Source organism: Streptomyces sp. NBC_00490, assembly GCF_036013645.1.
In the GTDB taxonomy this organism is placed as follows: Bacteria; Actinomycetota; Actinomycetes; order Streptomycetales; family Streptomycetaceae; genus Streptomyces; species Streptomyces canus_F.
The window spans coordinates 8320778-8344654 of record NZ_CP107869.1 but is presented as its reverse complement, the minus strand read 5'-3'; the positions used below and the strand labels follow the sequence as shown (position 1 = coordinate 8344654).

The window sequence follows — 23877 nt, the reverse complement described above, 5'->3', positions numbered from 1 at the left end:
ATTTTCCGGGCCCGCGGCGCGTGGGGCGTACCACCGGAGCCGCTCACGGGTGGGACGGGCCGGCACATGCGGGGTGCGCGGCAGTGACCGGAATGTGCCCTGGGCAAAGCCGTGCCGCGGTGACACGGTGTGCGCGGTCCTCCGTGTGAGCCGCTCCTCCGTTCATGGGGGTATGGAGGAGCGGCGGACGCCGAGGACTAGGCCGCGCGCCGCTCCTCGTCCTGACGGGTCGTCAAAGGCACCTGGGGGCCGTCGGATTCACGCAGCCACCGGCTCAGGACGCGGTGGACCTGCTCGGCGCCGACGAGTTCCTCGGTGTCCGCCACGGGCGCGGACAGGACGACGGGCGACAGCAGGAACGGCCGGCCCTGGGCGCCGCCGAGCCCGCCGTGCGAGCCGATCTGCTCCTCGAAGGCGAGGACTTCGCCGTCGATCGGGTCGTACCAGGAGTTGACCATGATGTCGGCGGTGTGCGCGAAGCCGTGCGTGCGGCGTACGACGTCGGCGGCGCCGGGCCCGAAGGCGGCCAACGGGCCCGGTTCCTCGTCGAGTCGGTCGACCGGGATCTCCGTACCGAACGGGCCCAGCACCACTCCCCCGTGCTCCTGACTGCGGACGAGGAGGAAGCCGATGCCGGGGTGGTTGGCGAGCGTGGTCAGCAGGGCGGGGTGACGGGCGTCGATCTCCTCCTTGGTCATCCGGTGGGGCACGTCCGGGAAGGAGACCAGGCCGAGGTTGCCGGAGGCCAGCACGAGCGGCTCCGAGCGGCGGTGCGAGGGCCGGCGCTGCTCGTCGCGCTCCTCGACGCGGATGCGCAGCGCGGCCCGCACGGCCGCGCGGGCCTCGGCGCCGCTGTGGGTGCGCTGTGCCTTGCGGGGCACCGGCAGGCCGCAGCCCGCCCGCACCAGGTCGCCGAGGGAGAGGCCGTAGCGGGTGCGGAAGGTCTCGCCGGGGCTCTGGCCGTGGTCGGACAGGACGACGATCCGGTACGGGCGCGGGGCGTGCTCGGCGACGTTCTCGATCAACGCGAGGGAACGGTCGAGGCGTTCGAGGACCTTCTCGGCGTCGCGGCTGTGCGGTCCGGAGTGGTGGGCGACCTCGTCGTAGGCGACGAGGTCGGCGTAGACGGCGGTGCGGCCGGCGAGCATGTCGCCCATCACCGCGGCGACGACCACGTCCCGTTCGACGACGGTCGCGAAGGCGCGGATGAACGGGTAGAGACCGCCGCGCTTGACGCGGGGACGGGCCCGGCGGGCACGGCTCCTGGTCGACTGCGCGATCTCCCGGCCGACCTCGGCGAAGAACGACAGGGCCGTGCGGACGGCGTTGGCCGGGTCGGAGAAGTATGCGAAGTAGCCCGACCGGGAGCGGGTCTCGCGGCTGCGCCGGCGGGTGGCGATGGACAGCACGAGAGCCTGCTCGTCGGCGCCGCCGCTGAAGAGGTTGCCGCGGCTGGCGCCGTCGGCGCTGAGCAGCCCGCCGTCACCGGTACGGGCCACCGCCCGGCGCTGGAGCTCGGCGGCGCTGGTGGGGCGGTTGCAGACCATCACCTCCTGGCTGTCCTTCTCGTACCAGCGGAAGGCCGGCACGTCCTCGTTGCTGCCGTGCAGGATGCCGAGCTGGCTGGCGCCGGTCTGGCTGGACCAGTCGGTGCGCCACGGGGTGAGCCGGTGGGTGCCGTCCAGCCACTGGGCGACGGTGGGCATGAGGCCCTTCTTCACCGCCGCCTCCAGGACGTCGTGACCGACGCCGTCCAGCTGGAGGAAGACCGTCCCCGGCGTGACGGGGCCGCCCGGTCCCGCGCCGCGGCGGCGGTCGGCGAGCCGGTAGAGCCGGCGCCGGTAGGCGTCGTCGTCGCGCACCGCCAGGGCGGCGCCGGTGGCGGAGGCGACGGCCGACATCACGGCGGCGACCACGACCGCGGTCTCCCACGCGGCCGCGCCTCGCTCGGTCGGGTTCAGCCGCAGCGCCACGAGGAGCAGCGCGCCGTTGAGGAAGAACACCAGCAGGCCCAGCACGAGGGCGGGCACCAGCAGCAGGAGCCGTACGAGAAGCGGCCAGACCAGCGCCGACAGCACACCGAAGGCGCCGGCGCCCAGGGCCGCGGTGACCGCGATGTCGGTGGCGCTGTCACCGTCCGCGGACCGGAGCTGGAACTCCGGCAGGATGCCGGCGAGCACGAGCATGGTGATCGTGGAGACCGCCCACACCGCGACGCTCCGCCCCGTCTGACTGGCGACCCTCCGCCAACGCCCGCCTCGCACGCCCCGCACACCTCACGTCCCGGGCCCGTCGTCGGCGCGGGCCTGCACCCACCCTAGTCACAACGCGCGCAGGCCCCCGGCGTCCCCGGGCAGGTGTCAGCGGCCGTCGTAGCCCGCGGTCGGCATCGACAGCCGGCGGTGGATCCTGGCCTTCATCTGGGCGTCGTACGACGGTTCGGCGCGCCCCACGGTCTCCACCCGCACCCCGCGCCGTGCGCACTCGGCGGCGAACTCCTCGACGGAGGACAGGGCGCTCTCCAGGACCCGGTGGCTGGGCGCGACGAACAGGTCGGTGCCGGGACGGACGCCGTCCCACAGGACGCAGTGGTCGGCGCGCAGACCCCGCACGAGGAGTTCCCGGCTGACGATGTAGCCCCGCTCCGCCGCCCAGCGAGCGCACATCGCGTGCTGGCTGCGGGAGTCCACCAGGAAGGGATCCGCCTCCAGCTCCTCCAACGGCGTCAGACTCGCGATCGCCGTGACCCGCACCGGTCCCATGGCGTCCCCCTCACCTCCGGGTTTCGCCGCCGACCATACTCCTGCCCGTAGGCTTCGGGGAGTCGCGCGAAGGAGGCAAAGAGGTGCCGGTGGAGATCACCTGGTGGGGTCACGCCACCTGCACGGTCGAGGACTCGGACGTCCGCGTGCTCACCGATCCTCTGTTCGCCCGCCGGCTCGCGCATCTGCGCCGCCGCCGCGGGGCGGTGCCGGGGCCCGCCGCCTGGCGCGCGGACGTGGCGCTCGTCTCCCATCTGCACGCCGACCACCTGCACGTTCCCTCGCTGGCCCGGCTCGCGCCGGGCACCCGCCTGCTCGTCCCCCGGGGCGCCGCCCAGGCCGTGCCGGGGCTGCGCCGCCTCGCCCATCTCCAGGTCGACGAGGTGGTGCCCGGGGACGAGACGGTGATCGGGGACGTGGTCGTACGGACCGTCCCGGCCCGGCACGACGGGCGACGGCTGCCCCTGGGACCGCACCGCTCCCCCGCGCTCGGCTACGTCGTCGAGGGCGAGGCGCGCACCTACTTCGCCGGGGACACCGGGCTGTTCGACGAGATGGCCAAGGAGGTCGGGCCGGTCGACGTGGCGCTGCTGCCGGTCGGCGGCTGGGGACCGTACCTGGGCGAAGGGCATCTGGACGCGGGGCGGGCGGCCGAGGCGCTGGCCCGGCTCGAACCGGTGAGCGCGGTGCCGGTGCACTACGGCACGTACTGGCCGATCGGGATGGACGCCGTGCGCCCCCACGAATTCCACGCCCCCGGCGAGGAGTTCGTGCGGCTCGCGGCCGAGCGTGCGCCGGGCGTGGCGGTGCATCTGCTGGAGCACGGGCAGAGTGTGCGCCCCAAGGTGGCCCGGTGAGCTGGCTGGCGGCCGCGTCGACGGCGCCGGGGGCGACGCAGCAGGCGCTCGGGTATCCGTCGCTGTTCCTGCTGGTGCTGATCGGGGCGTTGGTGCCGGTGGTGCCGACGGGGGCGCTGGTGAGTACGGCGGCGGTGGTGGCGTTCCATCAGACGGCGCCCTTCTCTCTGGCCCTGGTGTTCGTGACGGCGTCGCTGGCCGCGTTCCTCGGGGACGCGACGCTGTACTGGCTGGGGCGGCGGGGGATGAAGTCGAAGAACGGGTCGCGGTGGCTGGAGGCGATCCGGTCGCGGGCGCCGGAGGAGCGGCTTGCGCAGGCGCAGGAGAAGCTGGCCGATCACGGGGTGGCGGTGTTGGTGTTGTCCCGGCTCGTGCCGGCCGGCCGGCTTCCCGTGATGCTGGCCTGTCTGATGGCGAAGTGGCCGATGCGCAGGTTTGTCCGCGGCAACTTCCCGGCGTGCCTTGCCTGGGCGGTCACTTACCAGCTGATCGGCATTCTGGGTGGGTCGCTGTTCAAGGAGCCTTGGGAAGGGGTGGTGGCTGCGGTGGTACTGACCGTGGTCATCAGTGTGGCGCCCGGGCTGTGGCGGCGGGTTCGGTCTGCCGCTTGATGTGCGTCGCGGGGTGCGGGTCGTGTGTGGTTGATCGCGCCCCGCGGCGGAGCCGCTCATTGACACAGCCCCGCGCCCCTGGGTTGGTCCCCCTGAGCGCCTGCTAATCGAGTACCTGGGATCCTCCTACCGGTAGGTCCCACAGGTCCTCCCTGTTCAGGCCTGCCAACTCCCAGGCCTCCCGTACTCGCGTCAGGGGTTCCAGGACCGGTTCCGCCGACAGGACGAACGTGCCCCAGTGCATCGGTGCCATCCTGCGCGCGCCCAGGTCCTGGGCCGCCCTGACCGCTTCCTCCGGGTCGCAGTGGACGTCGCTGAGCCACCAGCGGGGGTTGTAGGCGCCGATGGGCAGGAGGGCGAGGTCGATGCCGGGGTAGCGGCGGCCGATGCGGGTGAACCAGTGGCCGTAGCCGGTGTCGCCGGCGAAGTAGACGCGCTGTCCGTCCCGGTCGGTGAGGACCCAGCCGCCCCACAGACTGCGGCAGGTGTCGGTGAGGCTGCGCTTGGACCAGTGGTGGGCGGGGACGAAGTCGAGGCGGACGCCGTCGAGTTCGGCCGCCTCCCACCAGTCCAGCTCGGTGATGCGGGTGAAGCGGCGGCGGCGGAACCAGGTGCCGAGTCCGGCGGGCACGAACACCGGGGTGTCGCGCGGGAGCCGGCGCAGGGTGGGGGCGTCGAGATGGTCGTAGTGGTTGTGGCTGATGACGACGGCGTCGACGGGGGGCAGCGCGTTCCAGGCGACGCCGACCGGGGTGATACGGGCCGGGGTGCCGAGGATGCGGCGGGACCAGACGGGGTCGGTGAGGATGGTCAGCCCGCCGATCCGCACCACCCAACTGGCGTGCCCCGCCCAGGAGACGGCGACCGTGCGGGCGTCCACGCGGGGCATCGGGCCGGGCTCGAACGGCAGGCGAGGGATGTCGGCGAGGCTCTCCCGGTCGGGCCTGAGGGAGCCCTCGCGGGCGAACCGGGCCATGGCCTTGAGGCCGGGCAGCGGGGCGGTCAGTCGGTCGTGGAAGGTCCGCGGCCACACCCGGTGTTCGCCCAGCGGCCGGGGTTCGGCGAGCGGCGGGACGGGCGGCGCGAAGGATGAGAGGGCCGCCGGGTCGTCGGCGTCCCGGACGGTCGTACTCGTGCTGGTCGACTCGGACTGCTGCGTCATCGAGGAGGCTCCCATCGCTGAGCGTCATCGCGGAGGTCGTCGAAGACCGACTTCAAAGTGATCAACGCGCGTCGTGTGTACGGCAGTTCCACCGGTGAGGGCGAACTGAGGCATTCCTCGAGTTCCGTGTCCGTCCCGGCGAGCAGCGATCCGGTCGACAACCGCACGCGCAGGGCGCCCAGGTCGTCGCCGAAGCGATGGCCGCCCGGGGCGGGCAGGCCGAGCCGGGCCGTGAGGAACTCCTCCAGGTCCTGTGCGTCGCCGACTCCGTGCGCGCCGAGCGCGGTGCGCAACGGGCCGAGGTCGACGTAGAGATGCCGGCCGGCCCGCGGGGGCCGGGCCAGGGCGCCGGACGCGACGACGGCGGCGTGCGCGGCGGCGGCCACGCGCGCGTGCAGACGTACGGTGGCCGCCACGCGCGCGGTGACCGGTTCGGGTTCTGTGAGCGCGTACCCGGCCGCGGCGGCGACGGGGGCGGCGACGCGGGCGCCGAGGGCGGTGAGCACGTCCAGCACGCGCGCGTGGAGGTCGTCGGCGACCTCCCCCTCGGGGAAGCGGGCGACGGCGGCGGGCCAGCCCGACGGCAGCAGGGCACCGGCGAGATCGGTGACGACGGTGACCCGCTCGGGCAGCATCTCGGCGGGTCCGATCAGCACGGTGTCGTGCGGGGCGTGCACGGTGTCGCGCCAGGTCTCGTCGCTGACCACATGCAGTCCCTCGCCGACGGCGGCCTCCACGGCCTCGTGCACCGCCTCGGGCGGGGCCACGGTGGCGGTGGGGTCGTCGGCGACGGACAGCACGAGCAGCCGGGGATCACCGCCCTCGGCACGGACCCGGCGCACGGTCTCCAGCAGGGCGTACGGGTCCGGTACCCCGCCGCACTCCGCCGGTGTCCCCACATGGAACACGGGTCTTCCCAACAGGCGCGCGTACGGCGCCCACCAGGCCGCGCAGGGCCGGGGCACCAGGACGTCCCCGCCGAGGGCTGCGGTCAGGGCGAGCAGCAGCGAGGGGGCGCCGGGCGCCGCCACCACACGCTCGGGCCCGGCGGACAGTCCACGCCGGGCCCAGTATGCGCAGGCGGCCTCCAGCAGGGCGGGGCCGCCGCCGACGGGTTCGCTCCCGGCGAAGGGCGCCGCGGCGGCGAGCACGGCCGACAGTTCGGGGAGCACCGGCAGGCCGTCGGCGGGCAGTGGCGGCCCGAATCGGACGGGGCCGTGGCCTTCGGGGTCCGTCCGCCGCATCCGTACCTCCGGGTGAGCTGCTGGGTCACGGTGCCGTCGGGTGTGCTCCCCGGTTCTCCCTCCGTACGACGGGGGCGGCGCCTCGGCCTCCGAGTACCCAGAGTGGCGTACGCCGATAGGAATCCGCTCGAGTTGCGCCGGTCACACTCCCCGGCTCAGACGTCGGCGCGGGACTCCTTGCGGCGCACCCGGTACACGGCCCCGCCGAGGGCGCCCGCGATCAGGAGGCCGCCGGTGACGAGGGCGGGTACGGAGTCGGTGAAGGCGCCGCCCTGACCGGCCTGTACGCCGCGCTGGACGGGCGTGGTGGTGGCGGAGCAGCTCTCGGTGCGCGGCTCGGTGCACGCGTGGCTCTCGCCGCCGTGGGCCACCGTCAGGGTCGCGCTCCACTGTTTGCCCTGGCCGCCGGGCGCGGCCGGACAGGTGCCGTCGACGGTCCACGCGGAGTCCTCGCCGGCCGCGTCGGAGCCGGTCCCCAGGTCCTGGGCGGAGGCGATCCGGGCGGTCCCGCGATAGGCGGGGCCGGACGCCGCTGCGTCGTTACCGGGGACCAGCTGGAGCGGCACGGTCTCCTCGTCGAAGGCCTCTGAGGTGGCCTCGAGGGTGGCCGGTGCCGTGCCGCCGGTGGAGTCGCAGGCGACGGACACGGTGACGCTGGCGCCCGGCTGGACGGTACTCGGGCCGACCTCCGCGGCCGGGTCCGCGAAGGCGACCGGCACGGCGACGCCCACGGCGACTCCGGCCAGAACGGCGACGGACAGGGCACGGGCGGTGCGGCGCATGGGGTGGGCTCCTTAGGCCTGCGGCTGCGAGGGCACGCAGCCATCACAGCCCGGCGGACCCGGCCCCGCGCGCGGCCGGACCCCATTAGCGGGACGGGCACGGCCAAGCGGGTGACGCCGGACCCGTCTCCCGCGCGCTACGCGGCGTCCCGCATCACCTGTTCCCGCACCCGCCCGCAGCACCGGCTGATCAGCCGCGACACATGCATCTGCGAGATCCCCAGCTGCTCGGCGATCCGCGACTGCGTCATGTCGCCGAAGAACCGCATGTACAGGATCGCCCGCTCCCGTTCCGGCAACGCGGCGAGCCGGGGCTTCACGGCCTCCCGGTCCACCACCGTGTCCAGCGCCGGATCCGCCGACCCGAGAGCGTCGCTCAGCGAGTACCCGTCCTCGCTCCCCGGCAGTTCCGCGTCCAGCGACAGCGCGGTGAAGCTCTCCAGCGCCTCGAGCCCCACGAGGACGTCCTCCTCGCTCATGTTCGCGTGCGCGGCGATCTCCGCGACGGTGGGCCGCCGCCCGGGGATGGTCTGCGACAGGTCCTGGGAGGCGAAGCGCACGCGGTTGCGCAGCTCCTGGACCCGCCGGGGCACGTGCAGTGTCCACATGTGGTCGCGGAAGTGCCGCTTGATCTCGCCGGTGATGGTCGGCACGGCGTAGCTCTCGAAGGCATTGCCGCGTTCGGGGTCGTACCGGTCGACGGCCTTGACCAGGCCGAGGGCCGCGACCTGGCGCAGGTCGTCGAAGCTCTCGCCGCGGCTGCGGAAGCGGCCCGCGAGCCGGTCGGCCATGGGCAGCCAGGCCTCGATGATCCGGTCGCGCAGGGTGTCGTGCTGGGGGCCCGGGGGCAGTGCGGCGAGCCTGCGGAAGGCTTCCGCGGTGTCGGGGGCGTCGTCGTGCGGGTGGTGCTTCGCGCTCACTCGGGGGGACATGGTGCGTCGCAACTCCCTAGTTGGTGCTCTGGGTTGGACGGTCACCGTGGGAGCGCGGCCGGACAGACACAGCCGGGGCGGCCTCGGAGCCTTTCCCACGGACGTGCCTCCTGTCCGAAGCACTGTGGGTGCGCCTGCCCCCGGCCCCGGACCGCAAACCCGGGCCCAGGTTTTCCGGGAGCCCGCACGGTCACTCGTAAGGGGCCGTATGCCCCTATGTCCGGGAGGTCCCGTCCATGAGCACCAAGGTCTCCGACCACGTCCTGCAGCGGCTGCGCGAGTGGGGTGTGGACCATGTCTTCGGTTATCCCGGTGACGGCATCAACGGCCTGCTCGCCGCGTGGGGCCGGGCTGAGAACCGGCCGCGGTTCATCCAGTCGCGGCACGAGGAGATGTCGGCGTTCGAGGCGGTCGGCTACGCCAAGTTCAGCGGCCGCATCGGAGTGTGCGCGGCCACCTCGGGACCCGGCGCGATCCATCTCCTCAACGGCCTGTACGACGCCAAGCTGGACCATGTGCCGGTGCTGGCGATCGTCGGCCAGACGCACCGCACCGCGATGGGCGGCTCGTACCAGCAGGAGGTGGATCTGCACACCCTGTTCAAGGACGTCGCCTCGGACTTCGTGGAGACGGTGACGGTCCCCGAGCAGCTGCCGAACGTCCTGGACCGCGCGATCCGCACCGCGTACGCGCGCCGCGCGCCCACCGCGATCATCATCCCTGGCGATGTCCAGGAGCTCGAATACGCGGCCCCCACCCACGAGTTCAAGATGGTGCCGTCCAGCCTGGACCGCAGTTCCTGGACGGCCGTGCCGTCCGAGGAGTCGCTGCTGCGGGCGGCCGAGATCCTCAACTCCGGTGACAAGGTGGGCATTCTGATCGGTCAGGGCGCCTCGGGCGCGCGGGACGAGGTGGCGCGCGTCGCCGAACTGCTCGGCGCGGGTGTCGCGAAGGCGCTGCTCGGCAAGGACGCGCTGAGCGACGAACTCCCGTATGTCACCGGCTCGATCGGCCTGCTGGGCACCCGTCCGTCGTACGAGCTGATGCGGGACTGCGACACCCTGCTGACCATCGGGTCGTCCTTCCCGTACACGCAGTTCCTGCCGGACTTCGGCCAGGCGCGCGGGGTGCAGATCGACATCGACCCGCACATGGTCGGGATGCGATATCCGTACGAGGTGAATCTCGTCGGCGACGCCAAGGCGACCCTGGAGAAGTTGATCCCGCTGCTCAACGCGGAGCGCGGCGGACGCGAGTGGTACGACACGGTGTGCGACAACGTACGGCACTGGCGCGACATCATGGAGCGGCGGGCGCAGCTGTCGGCGGACCCGATCAACCCGGAGTACGTGGCCCATGTCCTGGACCCGCTGCTGCCCGGGAACGCGATCGTCAGCTCCGACTCCGGTTCCGCGGCCAACTGGTACGCGCGCCACCTGACGATGCGGGACGGCATGCGGTCCTCGCTGTCCGGCACGCTCGCGACGATGGGCTGCGGGGTGCCGTACGCCATCGGCGCGAAGTTCGCCCACCCGGACCGGCCGGCGATCGCGCTGGTCGGGGACGGCGCGATGCAGATGAACGGCATGGCGGAACTGATCACGGCGGCCAAGTACCGCGACCAGTGGGAGGATCCGCGGCTGGTGGTGGCCGTGTGGAACAACCACGATCTCAATCAGGTCACCTGGGAGATGCGCGCCATGGAGGGCGCCCCGTCGTTCCTGCCCTCGCAGGAGCTCCCGGACGTGCAGTACGCCGCCTTCGCCCGTTCCCTGGGCCTGACCGGCATCCGCGTGGAGAAGCCCGAGGACGTGGAGGCGGCCTGGCGGGCCGGGCTCGAGGCCGACGGGCCCGCGGTGATCGAGTTCCTCACCGACCCCGCCGTGCCGCCGATCCCGCCGCACGCCACCTGGGACCAGATGGAGGCGACGGCCGCGTCGATCCTGAAGGGCGACGCGGACCGCGGCTCGATGATCAAACAGGGGTTCAAGGCGAAGGTGCAGGAGTTCCTGCCGGGCCGGGAGAAGAAGTAGGCGCGAGCGCGACCGCCTCCTCCCGCTCCGTGGGCAGGAGCAGCTCCTCGTAGCGGCCCAGTGCCAGCACCGTGCCGAGCATGAGGAGCGGGATGAGCACAGCGAGTACCACCATGGCGTTTCCCTTCCCGGGGATCGCGTGGGGGGTGTCCGGCCGGGTCTCCCCCGAAACGGGGGACAAACCCCCGTGTCGGGGTCCGGTCCTCGGGTACGCGGAGCCCACCCCCGAAGATCTGGAAGGAGCGCCATGCAGCGAGGCAGCGACCGGCTGAGCGTCCACCGCGACGACGAGATGAAGCACGAACTACAGGGCCTGCTGAGGTCCGGGCATCCCACCCGGAGCGAGGAGTGGCACGACCCCGAGCCGACCGCCGACGACGATCCGGAGATCGCGGGCGGGCCCGTGGCGCCGGGTGGCTCCCGGGCTTCCCTGGAAGTGGTCCGGACGGAGCTGGCCCGGCATCTGAACCGCAGCGCGTTCCCGGCGAGCGCGCGCCACCTGGCCGGCGCGCTGCGCCACGCGTACGCGCCGGACACCCTGGTCGACGCCGTGGAGCGGCTGCCGCACAAGGAGCAGTACACGACCGTGCAGGAGCTGGCCCAGGCGCTGACCCGGCCCGGCGCATAGGGGCCCGGCCGCGGGGTACTGCGGGCGGCGTCAGCCGAGAAGACCGAGGAAGGGCCCACAGTGATGGCTGAACTCGTGAAGGACGTCATGACCCCGGGGGTGGTCGCCGTCCGCCCGGACGCCTCCCTCGTCGAGGCGGCGCAGCTGATGCGCGCGCAGGACATCGGCGACGTCCTGGTGGCCGACGGACAGCGGATCGTCGGGATGCTCACCGACCGCGACATCACGGTGCGGGCGGTCGCCGAGGGCGTCGATCCGCTGACGGCGAGCGCCGGATCGGTGTGCACCCCGGACCCGGTGCTGGTCGCCCCGCACGACCCCGTGGCCGCCGCGGCGGCGCTGATGCGGGCGCACGCGGTGCGCCGGCTGCCGGTCGTCGAGGACGGGCTGCCGGTCGGCGTGGTCAGCCTCGCCGACCTGGCCGAGGCGGAGAACCCCGGCTCGGTGCTCGCCGAGATCGGCCGGGCCGCACCCGACCACCAGGACACCGTGTGAGCCGGGACCAGGCCATGGAGGTCCGGGCCACGAGCGCCATCGAGGACACGGCGGGCACCAAGGAGTCGGTGATCCTCTCCCACTGCTCCAAAAGCGTGGCAGGTGCCCCCACGCTGATGATGGCCGAGGTCGGCGTCCCGATCGCCGCCACGCTGCGCTACGAGGTCAACCCTGCCCTGCTCGCCGTGCAGCTGGGCGGCGCGGCGGTGCACGAGGCGACCGCGCTGTGGGACGTGCGGACGGCCGTCGACAGCGGCCGTGAGGTCCGGCCGATCGAGCAGCACAGCCACAGCTTTCTGGAGTCGCTGCCGTTCGGCGCGCTGGCCTCGCTGATGTGTCTGCACGCCGACCAGGTGAAGTCCCTGCTGCGCGGGGGCCGCGGCGATCCGGACGCCTGGCGTCCGGTGCCGCGGCGACGGCCGCTGTCCCGCGCCTGTCCGGCGGGCGTCGCGGCCGCGATCGGCACCTGTGTGCTGCTGCCGTACGGCGAGGAGCTGCTGCGCTGTCGGCGGGCGGCCCGACGGAACAAGAAACGCGCGCCGGGCGACGAGGCCGAGTGGCGTGCCACGAAAGGACGTTGAGGATTCATGCGTATCGCATTCCTGACCGCGCCCGAGGGCGTCGAGCAGATCGAGCTCACCGAGCCGTGGAAGGCCGCCGTGGACGCAGGCCACGAGCCCGTCCTGGTGTCCACGAAGCCCGGGACCATCCAGGCCTTCCATCACCTCGACAAGGCGGACACGTTCCCCGTCCAGGAGGTGGTGGGCGAGACGACGGCGGACTCCTTCGGCGGGCTCGTGCTGCCGGGCGGGGTGGCCAACCCGGACAACCTGCGGACGGACGAGAAGGTGGTCCGGTTCGTCAGGGACTTCTTCGAGCAGGGCTGGCCGGTCGCCGCGATCTGCCACGCCCCGTGGACCCTCGTGGAGGCGGACGTGCTCCGCGGCCGGGTGCTGACCTCCTGGCCGAGTCTGGCGACCGACATCCGCAACGCGGGCGGCACGTGGGTCGACGAGCAGGTGAAGATCTGCGACCACGGTGACAGCAAGCTGGTGACCAGCCGCAAGCCGGACGACCTGAAGGCGTTCGACGAGGCGTTCCTGGACGTGTTCGCGCGGGAGGCCGCCTGATGGACACCCCGCGCGACCGCAAGCAGGAGCAGCTCGGGGCCCACCGGGGCGAGGACCCGGCGGGCGGCCCGCTCACCACCGACCAGGGCGTGGAGGTCGACCACACCGACGACTCCCTCGCCGCCGGCGAGCGCGGTCCGACGTTGATGGAGGACTTCCACTTCCGGGAGAAGCTGACCCGCTTCGACCACGAACGCATCCCGGAGCGGGTGGTGCACGCACGCGGCGCGGGCGCGTACGGCTACTTCGAACCGTACGAGTCCTGCGCGGAGTTCACCCGTGCGGCCTTTCTCCAGGACCCGGCGGTGCGGACACCGGTGTTCGTGCGGTTCTCGACCGTGCAGGGGCCGAAGGGCTCGGCGGACACCGTGCGGGACGTGCGCGGTTTCGCCACCAAGTTCTATACGTCGGAGGGCAATTACGACCTGGTCGGGAACAACTTCCCGGTCTTCTTCATCCAGGACGGCATCAAGTTCCCCGACTTCGTGCACGCGGTGAAGCCCGAGCCGCACAACGACATCCCCACCGGCGCCTCCGCCCACGACACCCTGTGGGACTTCGTGTCGCTGCAGCCCGAGACGCTGCACGCGATCATGTGGCTGATGTCGGACCGGGCGATCCCGCGCAGCTACCGCATGATGCAGGGCTTCGGTGTGCACACCTTCCGGTTCGTGAACGCCGAGGGGCGCGGCACGTTCGTCAAGTTCCACTGGAAGCCCCGGCTGGGCGTGCACTCGCTGGTGTGGGACGAGGCGCAGGAGTGCCAGGGCCGCAACCCGGACTTCAACCGGGGTGACCTGTGGGACGCGATCGAGGCCGGTGAGTACCCGGAGTGGGAGCTGGGTGTCCAGCTGGTGCCGGAGGAGGACGAGTTCGCCTTCGACTTCGACCTGCTCGACGCCACGAAGCTCATCCCGGAGGAGCAGGTGCCGGTGCGGCCGATCGGCCGGATGGTCCTGAACCGCAACCCGGAGAACTTCTTCGCCGAGACCGAGCAGGTCGCCTTCCACACGGCCAACGTGGTCCCGGGCATCGACTTCACCAACGACCCGCTGCTGCAGGCCCGCAACTTCTCCTATCTGGACACCCAGTTGATCCGCCTGGGCGGCCCCAACTTCGCCCAGCTGCCGGTGAACCGGCCGGTGGCGCCGGTGCGGACCAACCAGCGTGACGGGTACGGCCAGAGCACGATCCACCGGGGCACGAACTACTTCCCGAACTCGCTCGGCGGCGGCTGCCCGGCCCACGCCGGTGCCGACGCCGGCGCGTACACGCACTACGCGGAGCGCGTCGACGGCGCCAAGATCCGCCGCCGCAGCCCGAGTTTCCAGGACCACTACAGCCAGCCCGCGCTGTTCTGGAAGAGCATGAGCGAGTGGGAACGCCAGCACATCGTCGCGGCCTTCCGGTTCGAGCTGGGCAAGGTCGACGCGATGGCGGTCCGCGCCCGTACGGTCGAGCAACTGGCCCAGGTGGACGGCGAGCTGGCGGTCCAGGTGGCCCGCGGCATCGGGGTGCCGGATCCGGCGGTGCCCGGCGAGACGCCGAACAAGCTGCTCTCCCCCGCGCTGAGTCTTGAGTCCCTGCGCGGCGACGGCTCGATCCGCACCCGGCAGATCGCGGTGCTGGTCACCGACGGTGTGGACGCCGAGCAGGTGGTCTCGGTACGTGACGCGCTGGCCGCCGAGGGGGCGATCGTGGAGGCGCTGGCGGCGACGGACGGCACGGTCGCCGGCGCCGACGGTGAACGGTATACGGTCGACCGCGCACTGCCGACCGTCGCCTCGGTGCTGTACGACGCGGTCCTGCTGCCGGGCGGCCCCACGGGCACGCCGCCGCTCACCGCCGACCAGGACGCGATGCGCTTCGTGCGGGACGCGTACCGGCACGGCAAGCCGGTGGGCGCGCTCGGCTCCGGCGTGGGCGTGCTGTCGGCCCTGGAACCGGAGGGTCTGCAGGTGTCCACGGAGTTCCACCGCGTGGTCCGCGACCAGGGCGTCGTGACGGACACCTCGCCCGGAGCGGCGAGCGAGGAGTTCGTGCGCGCCTTCGTGGAGGCGATCGCGGCGCACCGGCACTGGGACCGGCCGCCGGCCCGCCGCTAGCGGGCACGGTCAGAGGGTCAGAGGCAGGGTCCGTCAGAGGCGGGGAGTCGCCGACTCCCCGCTTCCGCGTTCCCTGGCACCCTCGCGGGTGCGGCCGGCGGCGACCGGGCGCCGGGGGTTGCGACGCAGGTACTCGCCCTCCAGCTCGGCCATCCGGCCGTTGTGGGCGCGCAGCGCGTCGTTCGAGGCGTGCAGCAGCGTGTCGTGGCGCGTGCGGTGGATGGTCTCCAGCTCTTTCATGAGCTGCTGGTCGTCCAGCCTGCTGGGGTCGACTCCGGTCATGGCGGCTTCCCACTCGTCGTGTGCGTTCATGGGCTTCGAGTACCCGCCCGGCAAGCACTACCCCCGAGCGGCATCCGGGACAGAACCGTGGATCTCGCCTTTCCGCACCCACTCTACGAACATCCGGGCCCCCGGGCCCGCGGATCGGGAACTACCGCGCCCGTTCCACCCGCCGCTCGTCCCACACCGGCTCCTGCGTCTCGCGGACCCGGCCGTCGCTGCCGAAGACCAGGTAGCGGTCGAAGGAGCGGGCGAACCAGCGGTCGTGGGTGACGGCGAGGACCGTGCCGTCGAAGGCCTCCAGGCCCTCCTGGAGGGCCTCGGCGGACTCCAGGTCCAGGTTGTCCGTGGGCTCGTCCAGGAGGAGCGCCGTGACGCCCTCCAGCTCCAGCAGGAGGATCTGGAAGCGGGCCTGCTGGCCCCCGGAGAGGCGGTCGAAGGTCTGCTCCGCCTGCTGGGTGAGCTCGTAGCGGCGCAGCCTCGACATCGCGGCGCCCCGGTCCTGGGAGTGTTCCGTCCACAGGATGTCCAGGAGCGTGCGGCCCAGCAGCTCGGGGTGCGCGTGCGTCTGGGCGAAGTGCCCGGGCACGACGCGCGCGCCCAGCTTCCACTCCCCCGAGTGCGCCACGGTGTCCCCCGCCAGCAGCCGCAGGAAGTGCGACTTGCCGGAGCCGTTGGAGCCGAGCACGGCGACCCGCTCGCCGTAGAAGACCTCCAGGTCGAAGGGGTGCATCAGGCCGGTCAGCTCGAGCCCCTTGCAGGTGACGGCCCGTACCCCGGTGCGGCCGCCCTTGAGCCGCATCGTGATGTCCTGCTCGCGCGGCGGCTCCGGCGGCGGGCCGGCCTCCTCGAACTTGCGCAGCCGGGTCTGGGCGGCCTGGTAGCGGGAGGCCAGCTCATGGCTGATGGAGGCCGCCTGCCGCAGGTTCAGGACGAGCTTCTTCAGCTGGGCGTGCTTCTCGTCCCAGCGCCTGCGCAACTCCTCGAAACGGGCGAAGCGTTCACGCCGGGCCTCGTGGTACGTGGCGAAGCCGCCCCCGTGCACCCAGGCGTCGGCGCCCGTCGGCGAGGGCTCCACCGACACGATCTTCTCGGCGGAACGGGCGAGGAGTTCACGGTCGTGGGAGACGAACAGGACCGTCTTGCGGGTCTCCTTCAGCCGCTCCTCCAGCCAGCGCTTGCCGGGCACGTCGAGGTAGTTGTCGGGCTCGTCGAGCAGCAGCACCTCGTCGTTGCCGCGCAGCAGCGTCTCCAGCACGAGCCGCTTCTGCTCGCCGCCGGAGAGGGTGCGCACCTCGCGGAACTGGGCCTTGTCGTAGGGGACGCCCAGCGCGGCCATGGTGCACATGTCCCACAGCGTCTCGGCCTCGTACCCGTGCGCCTCGGCCCAGTCGGAGAGGGCCTGCGCGTACTGCATCTGCGCGGCCTCGTCGTCCACGGTCATGATGAGGTGCTCGGCCTTGTCGACGGCCCGCGCGGCCTCGCGGATGCGGGGCTGCGCCACCGACACCAGCAGGTCCCGTACGGTCGTCTCGTCGCGTACGGAGCCCACGAACTGGCGCATCACGCCGAGGCCGCCGGTGACGGTGACGGTCCCGCCGTGCGGTTTCAGCTCTCCGGAGATCAGCCGCAGCAGGGTCGTCTTGCCGGCGCCGTTGGGTCCGACGAGGGCCACGACGGACCCTTCGCCCACCCGGAAGGACACATCGCCGAGCAGCGGCCTCCCGTCGGGGAGGTAGTACTCGAGGTGTGCGGCTTCCAGATGTCCCATGAGGCCGCATTCTGCGGCCCGGGGGCCGGGACGGGCAAACGCATATCCGACGCCGCGGCAGCCCGGCCGTACGCGCTGGGCCGGGATCGTCGCGTCACGCCACGTCGCGCCTACTCGACCTCGTCCAGCGGCCGGCCCGCCGGTCCGCTCTGCGCCCCGCGCCCCGCGGAGTCCACGACCGCGCCCTCCCACGACAGGACCTTCCAGCCGTCGGCCGGGGAGCCCTCCAGGACCACCACGCCGGTGTTGTCGAGCGGGCGGGCGGCGGCGAAGCCGATGTCGATGTTGCCGGCGCGGGCCGAGGCCCACAGCCGGATCGCGGCGCCATGGCTGACCAGGGCGGCCGTGCCGACCCCGAGGGCGGCGGCCTCGGCGACCACCGCGTCGTAGCGCGCGAGCACCTCGGCGCCGCTCTCGCCGCCCGGCATCCGCAGCTCCGTGTCGCCGGCCGGCCAGGCGAAGATCGTCTCCATGTAGGTCCGGCCCGCCTCCGAGTGCCCGTCCAGCATCTCCAGGTCCCCTGCGGACACCTCGCGGATGCCGTCGCGGACGACGATGTCGAGGCCGCGCGCGGCGGCCAGCGGGGCGGCGGTGAGCTGGGTGCGTATCAGCGTGGAGGCGTAGAGGGCCTCGATGTCCTCGTCGGCGAGGGCCTCGGGCAGGGCGGCGGCCTGGCGTTCACCGAGGGCGGTCAGGCCGGGTCCCGGGACGGCGGTGTCCAACAGGAAGTCGACATTGGACGGGGTCTGACCATGGCGGACGAGGAGCAGTCGCATGCAGCAAGCCTCCGGTGTCGGGTCCCGCCTCCGCACAAGAAACGGCCACTTCAGGGTACCCGCCACCGCATGACCCCTGACGTGGACCTCACCCTCCTGAAGCCCGGCCGGCACGCCGTCCGCGACACGCTCCTGGCGCTGGACTGCCGGCTGTTCGAGTTCGCCGCCGCGCGGAACTGGCCGCTCGCCGAACCCGTGCTGCCGCGGCTGAGCCGGAGCGCGAACCACGGTGTCCTGTGGTTCGCGGCGGCGGCCGCGATCACGGCGAGCCGCACCCCACGGTCTCGCCGGGCCGCCGCCCGCGGTCTCGCCTCGCTGTCACTGGCCTCGCTGACCATCAACACCCTCGGCAAGCGGTCGGTACGCCGTACCCGGCCCGTCCTGGACCCGGTGCCGCTGGTGCGGCGGCTGAAGCGGCAGCCCATCACCACCTCGTTCCCGTCCGGACACTCCGCGTCGGCCGCCGCGTTCGCCGCCGGGGTCGCGCTGGAGTCGCCGGCCTGGGGCGCGGCGGTGGCGCCGATCGCGTGGTCGGTGGCGCTGTCCCGGGTCTACACCGGTGTGCACTTCCCGAGCGACGTGCTGGCCGGTGCGGCGCTCGGGGTGGGGGCCGCGTACGCCGTGCGGGGCATGGTGCCGACCCGCGCCCAGATCGTGCCGCCCGCCCGGCCCCGGGCCGAGGTCCCGGCGCTGCCCGACGGCGAGGGCCTGGTCGTGGTGGCCAACGACGCCGCGGGCAGCGCCGACCGGGTGCACGCCCTCCAGAACGCCCTGCCGGGGTGCGAGGTCGTGGAGTGCCGGCCCGAGGACGTCCCGGCCGAGCTGGAGAAGGCGGCGGCCCGTGCCCGGGTGCTCGGCGTGTGCGGCGGTGACGGCACGGTGAACGCCGCCGCCGAGACCGCCCTGCGCCACGGCCTGCCGCTCGCGGTCCTGCCGGGCGGCACCCTGAACCACTTCGCCTACGACCTGGGCCTGGAGAGCGCCGGCGATCTGGCCAGGGCCGTCCGGGGCGGCGAGGGCGTACGGGTGGACGTGGGCCGCTTCACCTGCGGCGACGCCCAGGGGATCTTCCTCAACACGTGCAGTCTGGGCGTCTATCCGGAGCTGGTGGCCGAGCGGGACCGCTGGTCGCGCCGGATCGGCGGCTGGCCCGCCGGGGTGCTCGCGGCCCTGCGCGTCCTGCGCGCCGACCGGCATCCGCTGGAGGCCGAGTTCCGGGGCCGGGCACACCCGTTGTGGCTGCTGTTCGTCGGCAACGGCACCTACCACCGGGTGGGCCTGACGCCGGGCCGCCGCCACGATCTCGCGGACGGCCGGCTCGACGTACGCGTGGTGCACGGCGGACGGCGGCCCGCGGTACGGCTGCTGGCCGCCGCCCTCGCCGGACCGCTGACCCGCTCCCCCGTGCACGCCGCGGTCCAGGTGGGCCGGCTCCGTCTGGCGGGCGTGGCACCGGGCTCGCTTCTCGCCTACGACGGTGAAGTCACCCGGGTGGAAGGGGAGGTGACGCTGGAGAAGCTGCCCGAGGCGCTCACGGTCTACCGCCCCCTGCCCGGTAACTGATCACCCGTCAGTCCACATGGCAAAACGCGGGTCTCACCATTCGACATGCGGGCGTACCGTGTCGATCACCGACAGGACGTCGAACAGGGGAGTTCAGCCATGTCGAAACCGCAGGAGACCGCCGTCTACACGCACGGGCACCACGAGTCGGTGCTGCGCTCGCACACCTGGCGCACCGCCGCCAACTCCGCCGCCTACCTGCTCGGTTCGCTGAAGCCCCACATGAAGATCCTGGACATCGGCTGCGGCCCCGGCACGATCACCGCCGACCTGGCGGAACTGGTCCCCGACGGCCACGTCACCGGCGTCGACCAGGCGCCCGGCGTCCTGGAGCAGGCGCGGGCCACAGCCGCCGGGCGCGGCCTGGGGAACGTCGACTTCGCGGTCGCGGACGTACACGCCCTGGAGTACCCGGACGACACCTTCTGCGTGGTCCACGCCCACCAGGTGCTCCAGCACGTGGGCGACCCGGTCCAGGCGCTGCGCGAGATGCAGCGGGTGACGAGGCCGGGCGGGTTCATCGCCGTGCGCGACTCGGACTACGCGGCGATGACCTGGTACCCGGCGTCCCAGGGCATGGACGACTGGCTGGACCTGTACCGCCGCGTGGCCCGCGCCAACGGCGGCGAGCCCGACGCCGGGCGCCGGCTGAAGTCCTGGGCCCTGGAGGCGGGCCTGACCGACATCACCGCCACCTCCGGCACCTGGACCTACTCCACCGCCGAGGAGCGGGCCTGGTGGAGCGGACTGTGGGCCGACCGCACCGTGGCCTCGGCGTACGCCGGACGGGCCACGGAGGGCGGGCACGCCACACCGGAGCAGCTGACGGCCGTGTCGGAGGCCTGGCGAGAGTGGGGAAAACGGCACGACGGCTGGTTCGCCGTGCTGCACGGAGAAATTCTGTGCAGAAAGAGTGCCTGAATCTCCGTTTCCTGGAAACCCGGAAAGCAGGAGGTTCACATTATGGTTCCCATCCTGCTCGTACTGCTCCTGGTGTTGATTCTTTTCGGCGCCGGATTCGCAGTGAAAATTCTCTGGTGGATTGCAATCGCGGTGCTCGTGCTGTGGCTGCTGGGGTTCCTGATGCGCAGCACCACGGCGAGCGGAGGCAGGGGACGCTGGTACCGGTGGTGAGTCACCCCGGATAGTCCGGAGGAGTTCACTCCCGGGGAAGCAGCGGTCCGAGCGGCCCGAGGTCCAGATTCAGGTCCTCGGGCCGCAGTCCGTAGCGGTCGCGCAACTCGGCCATGCGGTCGTCGAGCAGCATCAGGGTGAGCCCGATCCGCTCCTCCTGCTCCTCGGTGAGTCCGCCGTCGTCGAAGCGGCGCAGCGCCTGGCGTTCCATGAGCTGGCGCAGCAGCTCCACCACGGTCAGGACGAGTTTGACGAGGTCACGCTCGACGGTGTCCGGCTCGAGGTCGAGGCGGTTGCGATTGCGGTTGCGGGCCTGGGTCACGAGGATTCCCCCCACGGCGACGGGACGTTCGCGTTCACGGAACTGATCAGGGCGTTGAGGTCGATGCGGACGAGGTCGACGTCGGCGATGCGCAGGGTGATGTCGCCGGTGATGACGACCCCGCCGGCCAGCAGCCGGTCCAGCAGGTCCACGAGGGCGATCTCTCGGCGTTCGACGACGGTCACGGCTTCTCCCCCGCGAAGGAATAGGCGGCCCACGGGCCGGTGAGTTCGACCCGCATTCCGGGAACCTCGCCTTTCGTACGGTCGACCAGTTCCACGAATTCCTCGGACACGACCCGGGGCACGAGATACGCGGCATTGAGCACATTGCGTCCGGCCGCTCCGGAGAGCTTGGCATTCTGCGGCGGGTGCAGCCGGGAGTCCTCGGCGAAGGCGGACAGTGTTTCGTGCAGTCCGCCCGCGAATTCCTCGGCCCGCTGCCACTGGTCCTCGTTCGCCCGCACGCGGGAGCTGCGCCGACGGAGGTAGTCCCGGCCACTGACGGCCTTCGCCGGCTCCTCCGCCGGGGCGTCGTCACCGGGCGGCTCGGTCTCGACGTACACCTTGACGCCCCACTCGACCCGCCCGGTCAGCCGGTCGAGGGTGCGGCAGAAGTCCGCCTCGCGGGCTTCCAGCATGGTGCGGACGCCGCTGTCGTCCCGGAAGACGGTGGCCAGCCGGAGCGGCAGCGGCGTCGTGACGACGGTGAGGGCGTCGATCACCCCCTGGTGGGCGCGGGCGGTCTCGGAGAGCCAGTCCAGGTCCTCCAGGTGTGCGTGGAGCGGGCCTTCGGCGAAGTCCCGCTCCGGCACGTGGCTGACCACCGCGACGAGGTCGTGGTGGACCAGCAGTCTGGGCGGATCGCCCGCCACTCCGGTCAGCTGTGACTGCAGGGGCGCCTTGAAGGGCCGGCAGACGGCGTACACGTAACGCAGGCCGGTCATCAGGTCTCCTTCTCGGCTGTGCCGGGCTCCAGCCGGGCGATCCGCTCACGCAACTCGGCGTTCTCCCGGGTGAGTTGGTCACGTCGGGCCTTGGTGGACAGGGCGGGGTCGTCCTCCCACCAGTCGATACCCATCTCCTTCGCCTTGTCGACGGACGCGATGATGAGGCGCAGTTTGATGGTGAGCAGTTCGATGTCGAGCAGGTTGATCCGGATGTCGCCGGCGATGACCACGCCCTTGTCGAGGACGCGCTCCAGGATGTCGGCGAGGTTCGCGCTGCCGTCACCGCGGCCGTAGGGCTCGGGCAGCCGTCCGGGGGTGGTCATCGACGGCTCCCGCCCTCGGCGTACTCGTACTCCTCCTCGTCCGCGCCTTCCTCCTCGTACTCGCCCTCAGGCTCGTCCTCGGGCTCCTCCTCGCCCTCGGCGTCCTCCTGCTCGTACTCGTCCTTCGCGCCCTCTTCGTCCTCCTCGGCGTCCTCCTCGGCGTACGGGCCGTCCTCTTCAGCTTGCTCTTCCTCGTCCTCGTACGCCTCCTCTTCCCCTTCCTGCCCGGCTTCCTCCTCCTCGGCGACCGCGTCGTCGTGGCTCTGTACGACCTCGCCGTCGCGGATCTCGCCGCGCCAGCCGTCCTCGACCTCGCCCTTGAGCGTGACGAAGCGGACGTAGTTCTTGAGGTCGAGGCGGGCCCGGCGGCCCTGGGCGCGCCAGATGTTGCCGGTCTTCTCGAAGAGGCCCTTGGGGTAGTACTCGATCACCAGCAGGACCCGGGTGAGACGGTCGGCGAGCTCGTGGAAGGAGACCACGCCCTTCGTGGTGCCCTTGGCGCCCTCCGAGGTCCAGGCGATGCGGTCGTCGGGGATCTGCTCAGTGGTCTTCGCCTTCCAGCTGCGGTTGGACCAGAAGATCTTCATCTGCCAGTCGGAGGTCGTGTCGTCGGCGCGGTTCGCGCTCTTCACGCCCTTCGCGAAGGTGCTGAAGTCCTGGAACTGGGTCCACTGGTCGTAGGCGGCCCGCAGCGGCAGGCCGACGTCGACGTACTCCATGATGACGGTCGGCTTCTTGCCCGCCCCGCCCTTGCGCTTGCCCTTGCCCTTGCCGCCGAGCCCCTTGAAGGCCTCGACCACGTTGTCCTTGACCCGGGTGGCACCCAGCTCCACGGCGGAGCGCAGCGGCCCCTTGCCTTCGGCGAGCTTGCGTCCGCCGTCGAGGGCGAGCTTGGCGAAGCCGGGGCTCTTGCCGTCGGCTATGTCGTTGAGCTTGACCGTGGTCTCGCCGAGCTTGCGGCCGGTGCCGATCAGCAGCCGCTGGGCCTGCGCGGCGAGGTACTCCTGCACCTCGGCCTTGAGCCGGTCGGTGGCCTCGCTCTGGGCGATACCAGCGAGCGGGCCTGCCTTCTTCGTCGCTCCGCTCGCCGCGGAGGTCGCGGATCCGACGGTGTCGGTCATCGCTCACCGCCTCCCTTCGGCACCCTGGACCTGGCTCCGCGGGCGGCGGTGCGGGCCGCGGCGGTCTTCTTGCCGGTCGTCTTCTTGGCCGCCGTCGTCTTCTTGGCGGCGGTCTTCTTCGCCGGAGCCTTCTTGGCGGGCGCCTTCTCGGCGGTCTTGCGGGCCGTCTTCTTCGCCGGAGGCTTCTTCTCCGCCGTCTTGCGACGCGGCTCGGGCTCCTCCTCTTCCTCCGGTTCCTCGTCCCTGTCCTCGGGCTCCTCGTCGTATTCCTCCTCGGACTCCTCGTCCTCGAAACCGAGGTCCGACGAGTCCGGTACGACGCCCGCGATCTGGTCGCGGACCTCGGCGGTACGCCCGTGCAGCCGGTCGGCGATCGCACTGATCTGCCGCTCGACCATGGCGCCCGAGGCCGCCTTGCCGACGCCCCGCAGGTCCTCGCGCAGCTGGTCGCCGATCTCCTTGAACTGCGGGTTGTCCCGCAGCTGTCCGGACACCAGGTCCGCGAGCGCCCGCGGGCTCAACTGCATCCGCTTGCCGGCCACCAACGTGCCGACGGCGAACGCCAGTTTCATCTTCTTCGTACGCCCGAGGACGTATCCGGCCCCTACCGCGAGGCCCAGTCCGAGTCGGTTCATCCTGATGTCCAGTCGTCGGTTCCGGCCCGATTGCGCGAGCCGATCTCCAGCCGGTCCAAGAGCTCGTCCTCCTGTCGGTCGAACTCCTCCTCGTCGATCTCCCCCGCCTCCAACCGCTCTTCCAGCCGGCCGAGTTCGGCCCGTATCGTGGCCGGGTCGTAGTAGATGCGTTCCGCCTCGTCCAGCACCTGCCCGATCACCCACGCGCTGCCTCGCACCGGGGCGAACGGCAACAGCAGCACCTCGCCGATCAGGCCCAT

General features: G+C 72.2%; 27 protein-coding genes. 11 read left to right on the top strand and 16 right to left on the bottom strand.

Annotation, left to right across the window (positions count from 1 at the left end; all coding sequences use genetic code 11):
- Window positions 1-197: 197 nt before the first annotated feature.
- Window positions 198-2273, bottom strand: coding sequence for an alkaline phosphatase family protein (locus OG381_RS38000; RefSeq protein ID WP_327720500.1), 2076 nt, complete (start codon window positions 2271-2273; stop codon window positions 198-200).
- A gap of 87 nt (window positions 2274-2360) precedes the next feature.
- Entirely contained in the window at window positions 2361-2762 is a 402-nt protein-coding gene (locus tag OG381_RS37995; RefSeq protein ID WP_327720499.1) for a hypothetical protein, read from the bottom strand.
- 83 nt (window positions 2763-2845) lie between these two features.
- On the opposite strand from OG381_RS37995, the gene OG381_RS37990 reads away from it, so the two are divergent.
- A complete protein-coding gene (locus tag OG381_RS37990) occupies window positions 2846-3619 on the top strand; it encodes an MBL fold metallo-hydrolase (protein WP_327720498.1) in 774 nt (257 codons plus the stop codon).
- A complete protein-coding gene (locus OG381_RS37985) occupies window positions 3616-4230 on the top strand; it encodes a DedA family protein (protein WP_327720497.1) in 615 nt (204 codons plus the stop codon). The genes OG381_RS37990 and OG381_RS37985 overlap by 4 nt, the downstream gene beginning before the upstream one ends.
- 103 nt (window positions 4231-4333) lie before the next feature.
- Here the strand turns inward: OG381_RS37985 and OG381_RS37980 are convergent, their stop codons facing one another.
- The 4 genes from OG381_RS37980 to OG381_RS37965 all read right to left on the bottom strand — a co-directional run bounded on the left by OG381_RS37980 (window position 4334) and on the right by OG381_RS37965 (window position 8350).
- Complete coding sequence (locus OG381_RS37980; RefSeq protein WP_327720496.1) at window positions 4334-5392, bottom strand: MBL fold metallo-hydrolase; 1059 nt, start codon at window positions 5390-5392, stop codon at window positions 4334-4336.
- A complete protein-coding gene (locus OG381_RS37975) occupies window positions 5389-6636 on the bottom strand; it encodes an aminotransferase class I/II-fold pyridoxal phosphate-dependent enzyme (RefSeq protein ID WP_327720495.1) in 1248 nt (415 codons plus the stop codon). The genes OG381_RS37980 and OG381_RS37975 overlap by 4 nt, the downstream gene beginning before the upstream one ends.
- A gap of 155 nt (window positions 6637-6791) precedes the next feature.
- Window positions 6792-7418, bottom strand: coding sequence for a hypothetical protein (locus OG381_RS37970; RefSeq protein ID WP_327720494.1), 627 nt, complete (start codon window positions 7416-7418; stop codon window positions 6792-6794).
- A 137-nt stretch (window positions 7419-7555) separates the two neighbouring features.
- Window positions 7556-8350, bottom strand: coding sequence for an RNA polymerase sigma factor SigF (locus OG381_RS37965; protein WP_327720493.1), 795 nt, complete (start codon window positions 8348-8350; stop codon window positions 7556-7558).
- A 236-nt stretch (window positions 8351-8586) separates the two neighbouring features.
- Between OG381_RS37965 and OG381_RS37960 the strand changes: the two genes are divergently transcribed.
- The 6 genes from OG381_RS37960 to OG381_RS37935 all read left to right on the top strand — a co-directional run bounded on the left by OG381_RS37960 (window position 8587) and on the right by OG381_RS37935 (window position 14741).
- Complete coding sequence (locus OG381_RS37960; protein WP_327720492.1) at window positions 8587-10383, top strand: thiamine pyrophosphate-requiring protein; 1797 nt, start codon at window positions 8587-8589, stop codon at window positions 10381-10383.
- A 247-nt stretch (window positions 10384-10630) separates the two neighbouring features.
- Complete coding sequence (locus tag OG381_RS37955; RefSeq protein WP_327720491.1) at window positions 10631-11011, top strand: DUF2795 domain-containing protein; 381 nt, start codon at window positions 10631-10633, stop codon at window positions 11009-11011.
- A 63-nt stretch (window positions 11012-11074) separates the two neighbouring features.
- Entirely contained in the window at window positions 11075-11506 is a 432-nt protein-coding gene (locus tag OG381_RS37950) for a CBS domain-containing protein (RefSeq protein WP_327720490.1), read from the top strand.
- The gene (locus OG381_RS37945) at window positions 11503-12087 is read left to right on the top strand and encodes a diguanylate cyclase (protein ID WP_443061967.1); all 585 of its coding nucleotides are present in this window, start codon (window positions 11503-11505) and stop codon (window positions 12085-12087) included. The genes OG381_RS37950 and OG381_RS37945 overlap by 4 nt, the downstream gene beginning before the upstream one ends.
- A gap of 6 nt (window positions 12088-12093) precedes the next feature.
- Window positions 12094-12636, top strand: coding sequence for a type 1 glutamine amidotransferase domain-containing protein (locus OG381_RS37940; protein ID WP_327720489.1), 543 nt, complete (start codon window positions 12094-12096; stop codon window positions 12634-12636).
- Window positions 12636-14741, top strand: coding sequence for a catalase (locus OG381_RS37935; protein ID WP_327720488.1), 2106 nt, complete (start codon window positions 12636-12638; stop codon window positions 14739-14741). Before OG381_RS37940 ends, OG381_RS37935 begins: the two co-directional genes overlap by 1 nt.
- A 33-nt stretch (window positions 14742-14774) precedes the next feature.
- On the opposite strand, the gene OG381_RS37930 is transcribed toward OG381_RS37935, so the two are convergent.
- The 3 genes from OG381_RS37930 to OG381_RS37920 all read right to left on the bottom strand — a co-directional run bounded on the left by OG381_RS37930 (window position 14775) and on the right by OG381_RS37920 (window position 17570).
- Window positions 14775-15053 (bottom strand): DUF6158 family protein, encoded by a 279-nt coding sequence (locus OG381_RS37930; protein ID WP_327720487.1) that lies wholly within the window; start codon window positions 15051-15053, stop codon window positions 14775-14777.
- A 121-nt stretch (window positions 15054-15174) separates the two neighbouring features.
- Window positions 15175-16794 carry an ABC-F family ATP-binding cassette domain-containing protein gene (locus OG381_RS37925; RefSeq protein ID WP_327720486.1) on the bottom strand — a complete coding sequence of 540 codons (1620 nt, stop codon included), beginning with the start codon at window positions 16792-16794 and terminating at the stop codon, window positions 15175-15177.
- Window positions 16795-16904: 110 nt separating this feature from the next.
- A complete protein-coding gene (locus OG381_RS37920; protein WP_327720485.1) occupies window positions 16905-17570 on the bottom strand; it encodes a histidine phosphatase family protein in 666 nt (221 codons plus the stop codon).
- A 69-nt stretch (window positions 17571-17639) separates the two neighbouring features.
- Between OG381_RS37920 and OG381_RS37915 the strand changes: the two genes are divergently transcribed.
- From OG381_RS37915 to OG381_RS37905, 3 genes are all read left to right on the top strand, one after another.
- Window positions 17640-19133 carry a bifunctional phosphatase PAP2/diacylglycerol kinase family protein gene (locus tag OG381_RS37915; protein WP_327720484.1) on the top strand — a complete coding sequence of 498 codons (1494 nt, stop codon included), beginning with the start codon at window positions 17640-17642 and terminating at the stop codon, window positions 19131-19133.
- 99 nt (window positions 19134-19232) lie between these two features.
- Entirely contained in the window at window positions 19233-20054 is an 822-nt protein-coding gene (locus OG381_RS37910) for a class I SAM-dependent methyltransferase (RefSeq protein WP_327720483.1), read from the top strand.
- Between the two features lie 42 nt (window positions 20055-20096).
- On the top strand, window positions 20097-20267 hold the full coding sequence (locus OG381_RS37905; RefSeq protein ID WP_327720482.1) for a hydrophobic protein: 171 nt from the start codon (window positions 20097-20099) through the stop codon (window positions 20265-20267).
- 25 nt (window positions 20268-20292) lie between these two features.
- Here the strand turns inward: OG381_RS37905 and OG381_RS37900 are convergent, their stop codons facing one another.
- From OG381_RS37900 to OG381_RS37870, 7 genes are read right to left on the bottom strand one after another with little or no spacing between them, the layout of a single operon-like run.
- Window positions 20293-20589 (bottom strand): gas vesicle protein K, encoded by a 297-nt coding sequence (locus OG381_RS37900; protein ID WP_327720481.1) that lies wholly within the window; start codon window positions 20587-20589, stop codon window positions 20293-20295.
- The gene (locus OG381_RS37895) at window positions 20586-20774 is read right to left on the bottom strand and encodes a gas vesicle protein (RefSeq protein WP_046257980.1); all 189 of its coding nucleotides are present in this window, start codon (window positions 20772-20774) and stop codon (window positions 20586-20588) included. Before OG381_RS37895 ends, OG381_RS37900 begins: the two co-directional genes overlap by 4 nt.
- Window positions 20771-21535: a GvpL/GvpF family gas vesicle protein gene (locus tag OG381_RS37890; protein WP_327720480.1), complete on the bottom strand. Its 765-nt coding sequence runs from the start codon at window positions 21533-21535 to the stop codon at window positions 20771-20773. Before OG381_RS37890 ends, OG381_RS37895 begins: the two co-directional genes overlap by 4 nt.
- Window positions 21535-21861, bottom strand: coding sequence for a gas vesicle protein (locus OG381_RS37885; protein ID WP_327720479.1), 327 nt, complete (start codon window positions 21859-21861; stop codon window positions 21535-21537). Before OG381_RS37885 ends, OG381_RS37890 begins: the two co-directional genes overlap by 1 nt.
- Window positions 21858-22982: an SRPBCC family protein gene (locus OG381_RS37880; RefSeq protein WP_327720478.1), complete on the bottom strand. Its 1125-nt coding sequence runs from the start codon at window positions 22980-22982 to the stop codon at window positions 21858-21860. Before OG381_RS37880 ends, OG381_RS37885 begins: the two co-directional genes overlap by 4 nt.
- On the bottom strand, window positions 22979-23617 hold the full coding sequence (locus OG381_RS37875) for a histone H1-like repetitive region-containing protein (RefSeq protein WP_327720477.1): 639 nt from the start codon (window positions 23615-23617) through the stop codon (window positions 22979-22981). Before OG381_RS37875 ends, OG381_RS37880 begins: the two co-directional genes overlap by 4 nt.
- Window positions 23614-23877 (bottom strand): gas vesicle protein GvpG, encoded by a 264-nt coding sequence (locus OG381_RS37870; RefSeq protein ID WP_327720476.1) that lies wholly within the window; start codon window positions 23875-23877, stop codon window positions 23614-23616. The genes OG381_RS37875 and OG381_RS37870 overlap by 4 nt, the downstream gene beginning before the upstream one ends.

What these genes read in the sequence shown, in the direction of transcription:
- OG381_RS37960 (WP_327720492.1), top strand. Translation starts at nt 8,587, where the DNA reads ATGAGCACCAAGGTCTCCGACCACGTCCTGCAGCGGCTGCGCGAGTGG.
- OG381_RS37965 (WP_327720493.1), bottom strand. Translation starts at nt 8,350, where the DNA reads ATGTCCCCCCGAGTGAGCGCGAAGCACCACCCGCACGACGACGCCCCC.
- OG381_RS37930 (WP_327720487.1), bottom strand. Translation starts at nt 15,053, where the DNA reads ATGAACGCACACGACGAGTGGGAAGCCGCCATGACCGGAGTCGACCCC.
- OG381_RS37935 (WP_327720488.1), top strand. Translation starts at nt 12,636, where the DNA reads ATGGACACCCCGCGCGACCGCAAGCAGGAGCAGCTCGGGGCCCACCGG.
- OG381_RS37950 (WP_327720490.1), top strand. Translation starts at nt 11,075, where the DNA reads ATGGCTGAACTCGTGAAGGACGTCATGACCCCGGGGGTGGTCGCCGTC.
- OG381_RS37920 (WP_327720485.1), bottom strand. Translation starts at nt 17,570, where the DNA reads ATGCGACTGCTCCTCGTCCGCCATGGTCAGACCCCGTCCAATGTCGAC.
- OG381_RS37880 (WP_327720478.1), bottom strand. Translation starts at nt 22,982, where the DNA reads ATGACCGACACCGTCGGATCCGCGACCTCCGCGGCGAGCGGAGCGACG.
- OG381_RS37970 (WP_327720494.1), bottom strand. Translation starts at nt 7,418, where the DNA reads ATGCGCCGCACCGCCCGTGCCCTGTCCGTCGCCGTTCTGGCCGGAGTC.
- OG381_RS37890 (WP_327720480.1), bottom strand. Translation starts at nt 21,535, where the DNA reads ATGACCGGCCTGCGTTACGTGTACGCCGTCTGCCGGCCCTTCAAGGCG.
- OG381_RS37875 (WP_327720477.1), bottom strand. Translation starts at nt 23,617, where the DNA reads ATGAACCGACTCGGACTGGGCCTCGCGGTAGGGGCCGGATACGTCCTC.
- OG381_RS37885 (WP_327720479.1), bottom strand. Translation starts at nt 21,861, where the DNA reads ATGACCACCCCCGGACGGCTGCCCGAGCCCTACGGCCGCGGTGACGGC.
- OG381_RS37915 (WP_327720484.1), top strand. Translation starts at nt 17,640, where the DNA reads ATGACCCCTGACGTGGACCTCACCCTCCTGAAGCCCGGCCGGCACGCC.
- OG381_RS37925 (WP_327720486.1), bottom strand. Translation starts at nt 16,794, where the DNA reads ATGGGACATCTGGAAGCCGCACACCTCGAGTACTACCTCCCCGACGGG.
- OG381_RS37955 (WP_327720491.1), top strand. Translation starts at nt 10,631, where the DNA reads ATGCAGCGAGGCAGCGACCGGCTGAGCGTCCACCGCGACGACGAGATG.
- OG381_RS37910 (WP_327720483.1), top strand. Translation starts at nt 19,233, where the DNA reads ATGTCGAAACCGCAGGAGACCGCCGTCTACACGCACGGGCACCACGAG.
- OG381_RS37940 (WP_327720489.1), top strand. Translation starts at nt 12,094, where the DNA reads ATGCGTATCGCATTCCTGACCGCGCCCGAGGGCGTCGAGCAGATCGAG.
- OG381_RS37905 (WP_327720482.1), top strand. Translation starts at nt 20,097, where the DNA reads ATGGTTCCCATCCTGCTCGTACTGCTCCTGGTGTTGATTCTTTTCGGC.
- OG381_RS37995 (WP_327720499.1), bottom strand. Translation starts at nt 2,762, where the DNA reads ATGGGACCGGTGCGGGTCACGGCGATCGCGAGTCTGACGCCGTTGGAG.
- OG381_RS37870 (WP_327720476.1), bottom strand. Translation starts at nt 23,877, where the DNA reads ATGGGCCTGATCGGCGAGGTGCTGCTGTTGCCGTTCGCCCCGGTGCGA.
- OG381_RS37980 (WP_327720496.1), bottom strand. Translation starts at nt 5,392, where the DNA reads ATGACGCAGCAGTCCGAGTCGACCAGCACGAGTACGACCGTCCGGGAC.
- OG381_RS37975 (WP_327720495.1), bottom strand. Translation starts at nt 6,636, where the DNA reads ATGCGGCGGACGGACCCCGAAGGCCACGGCCCCGTCCGATTCGGGCCG.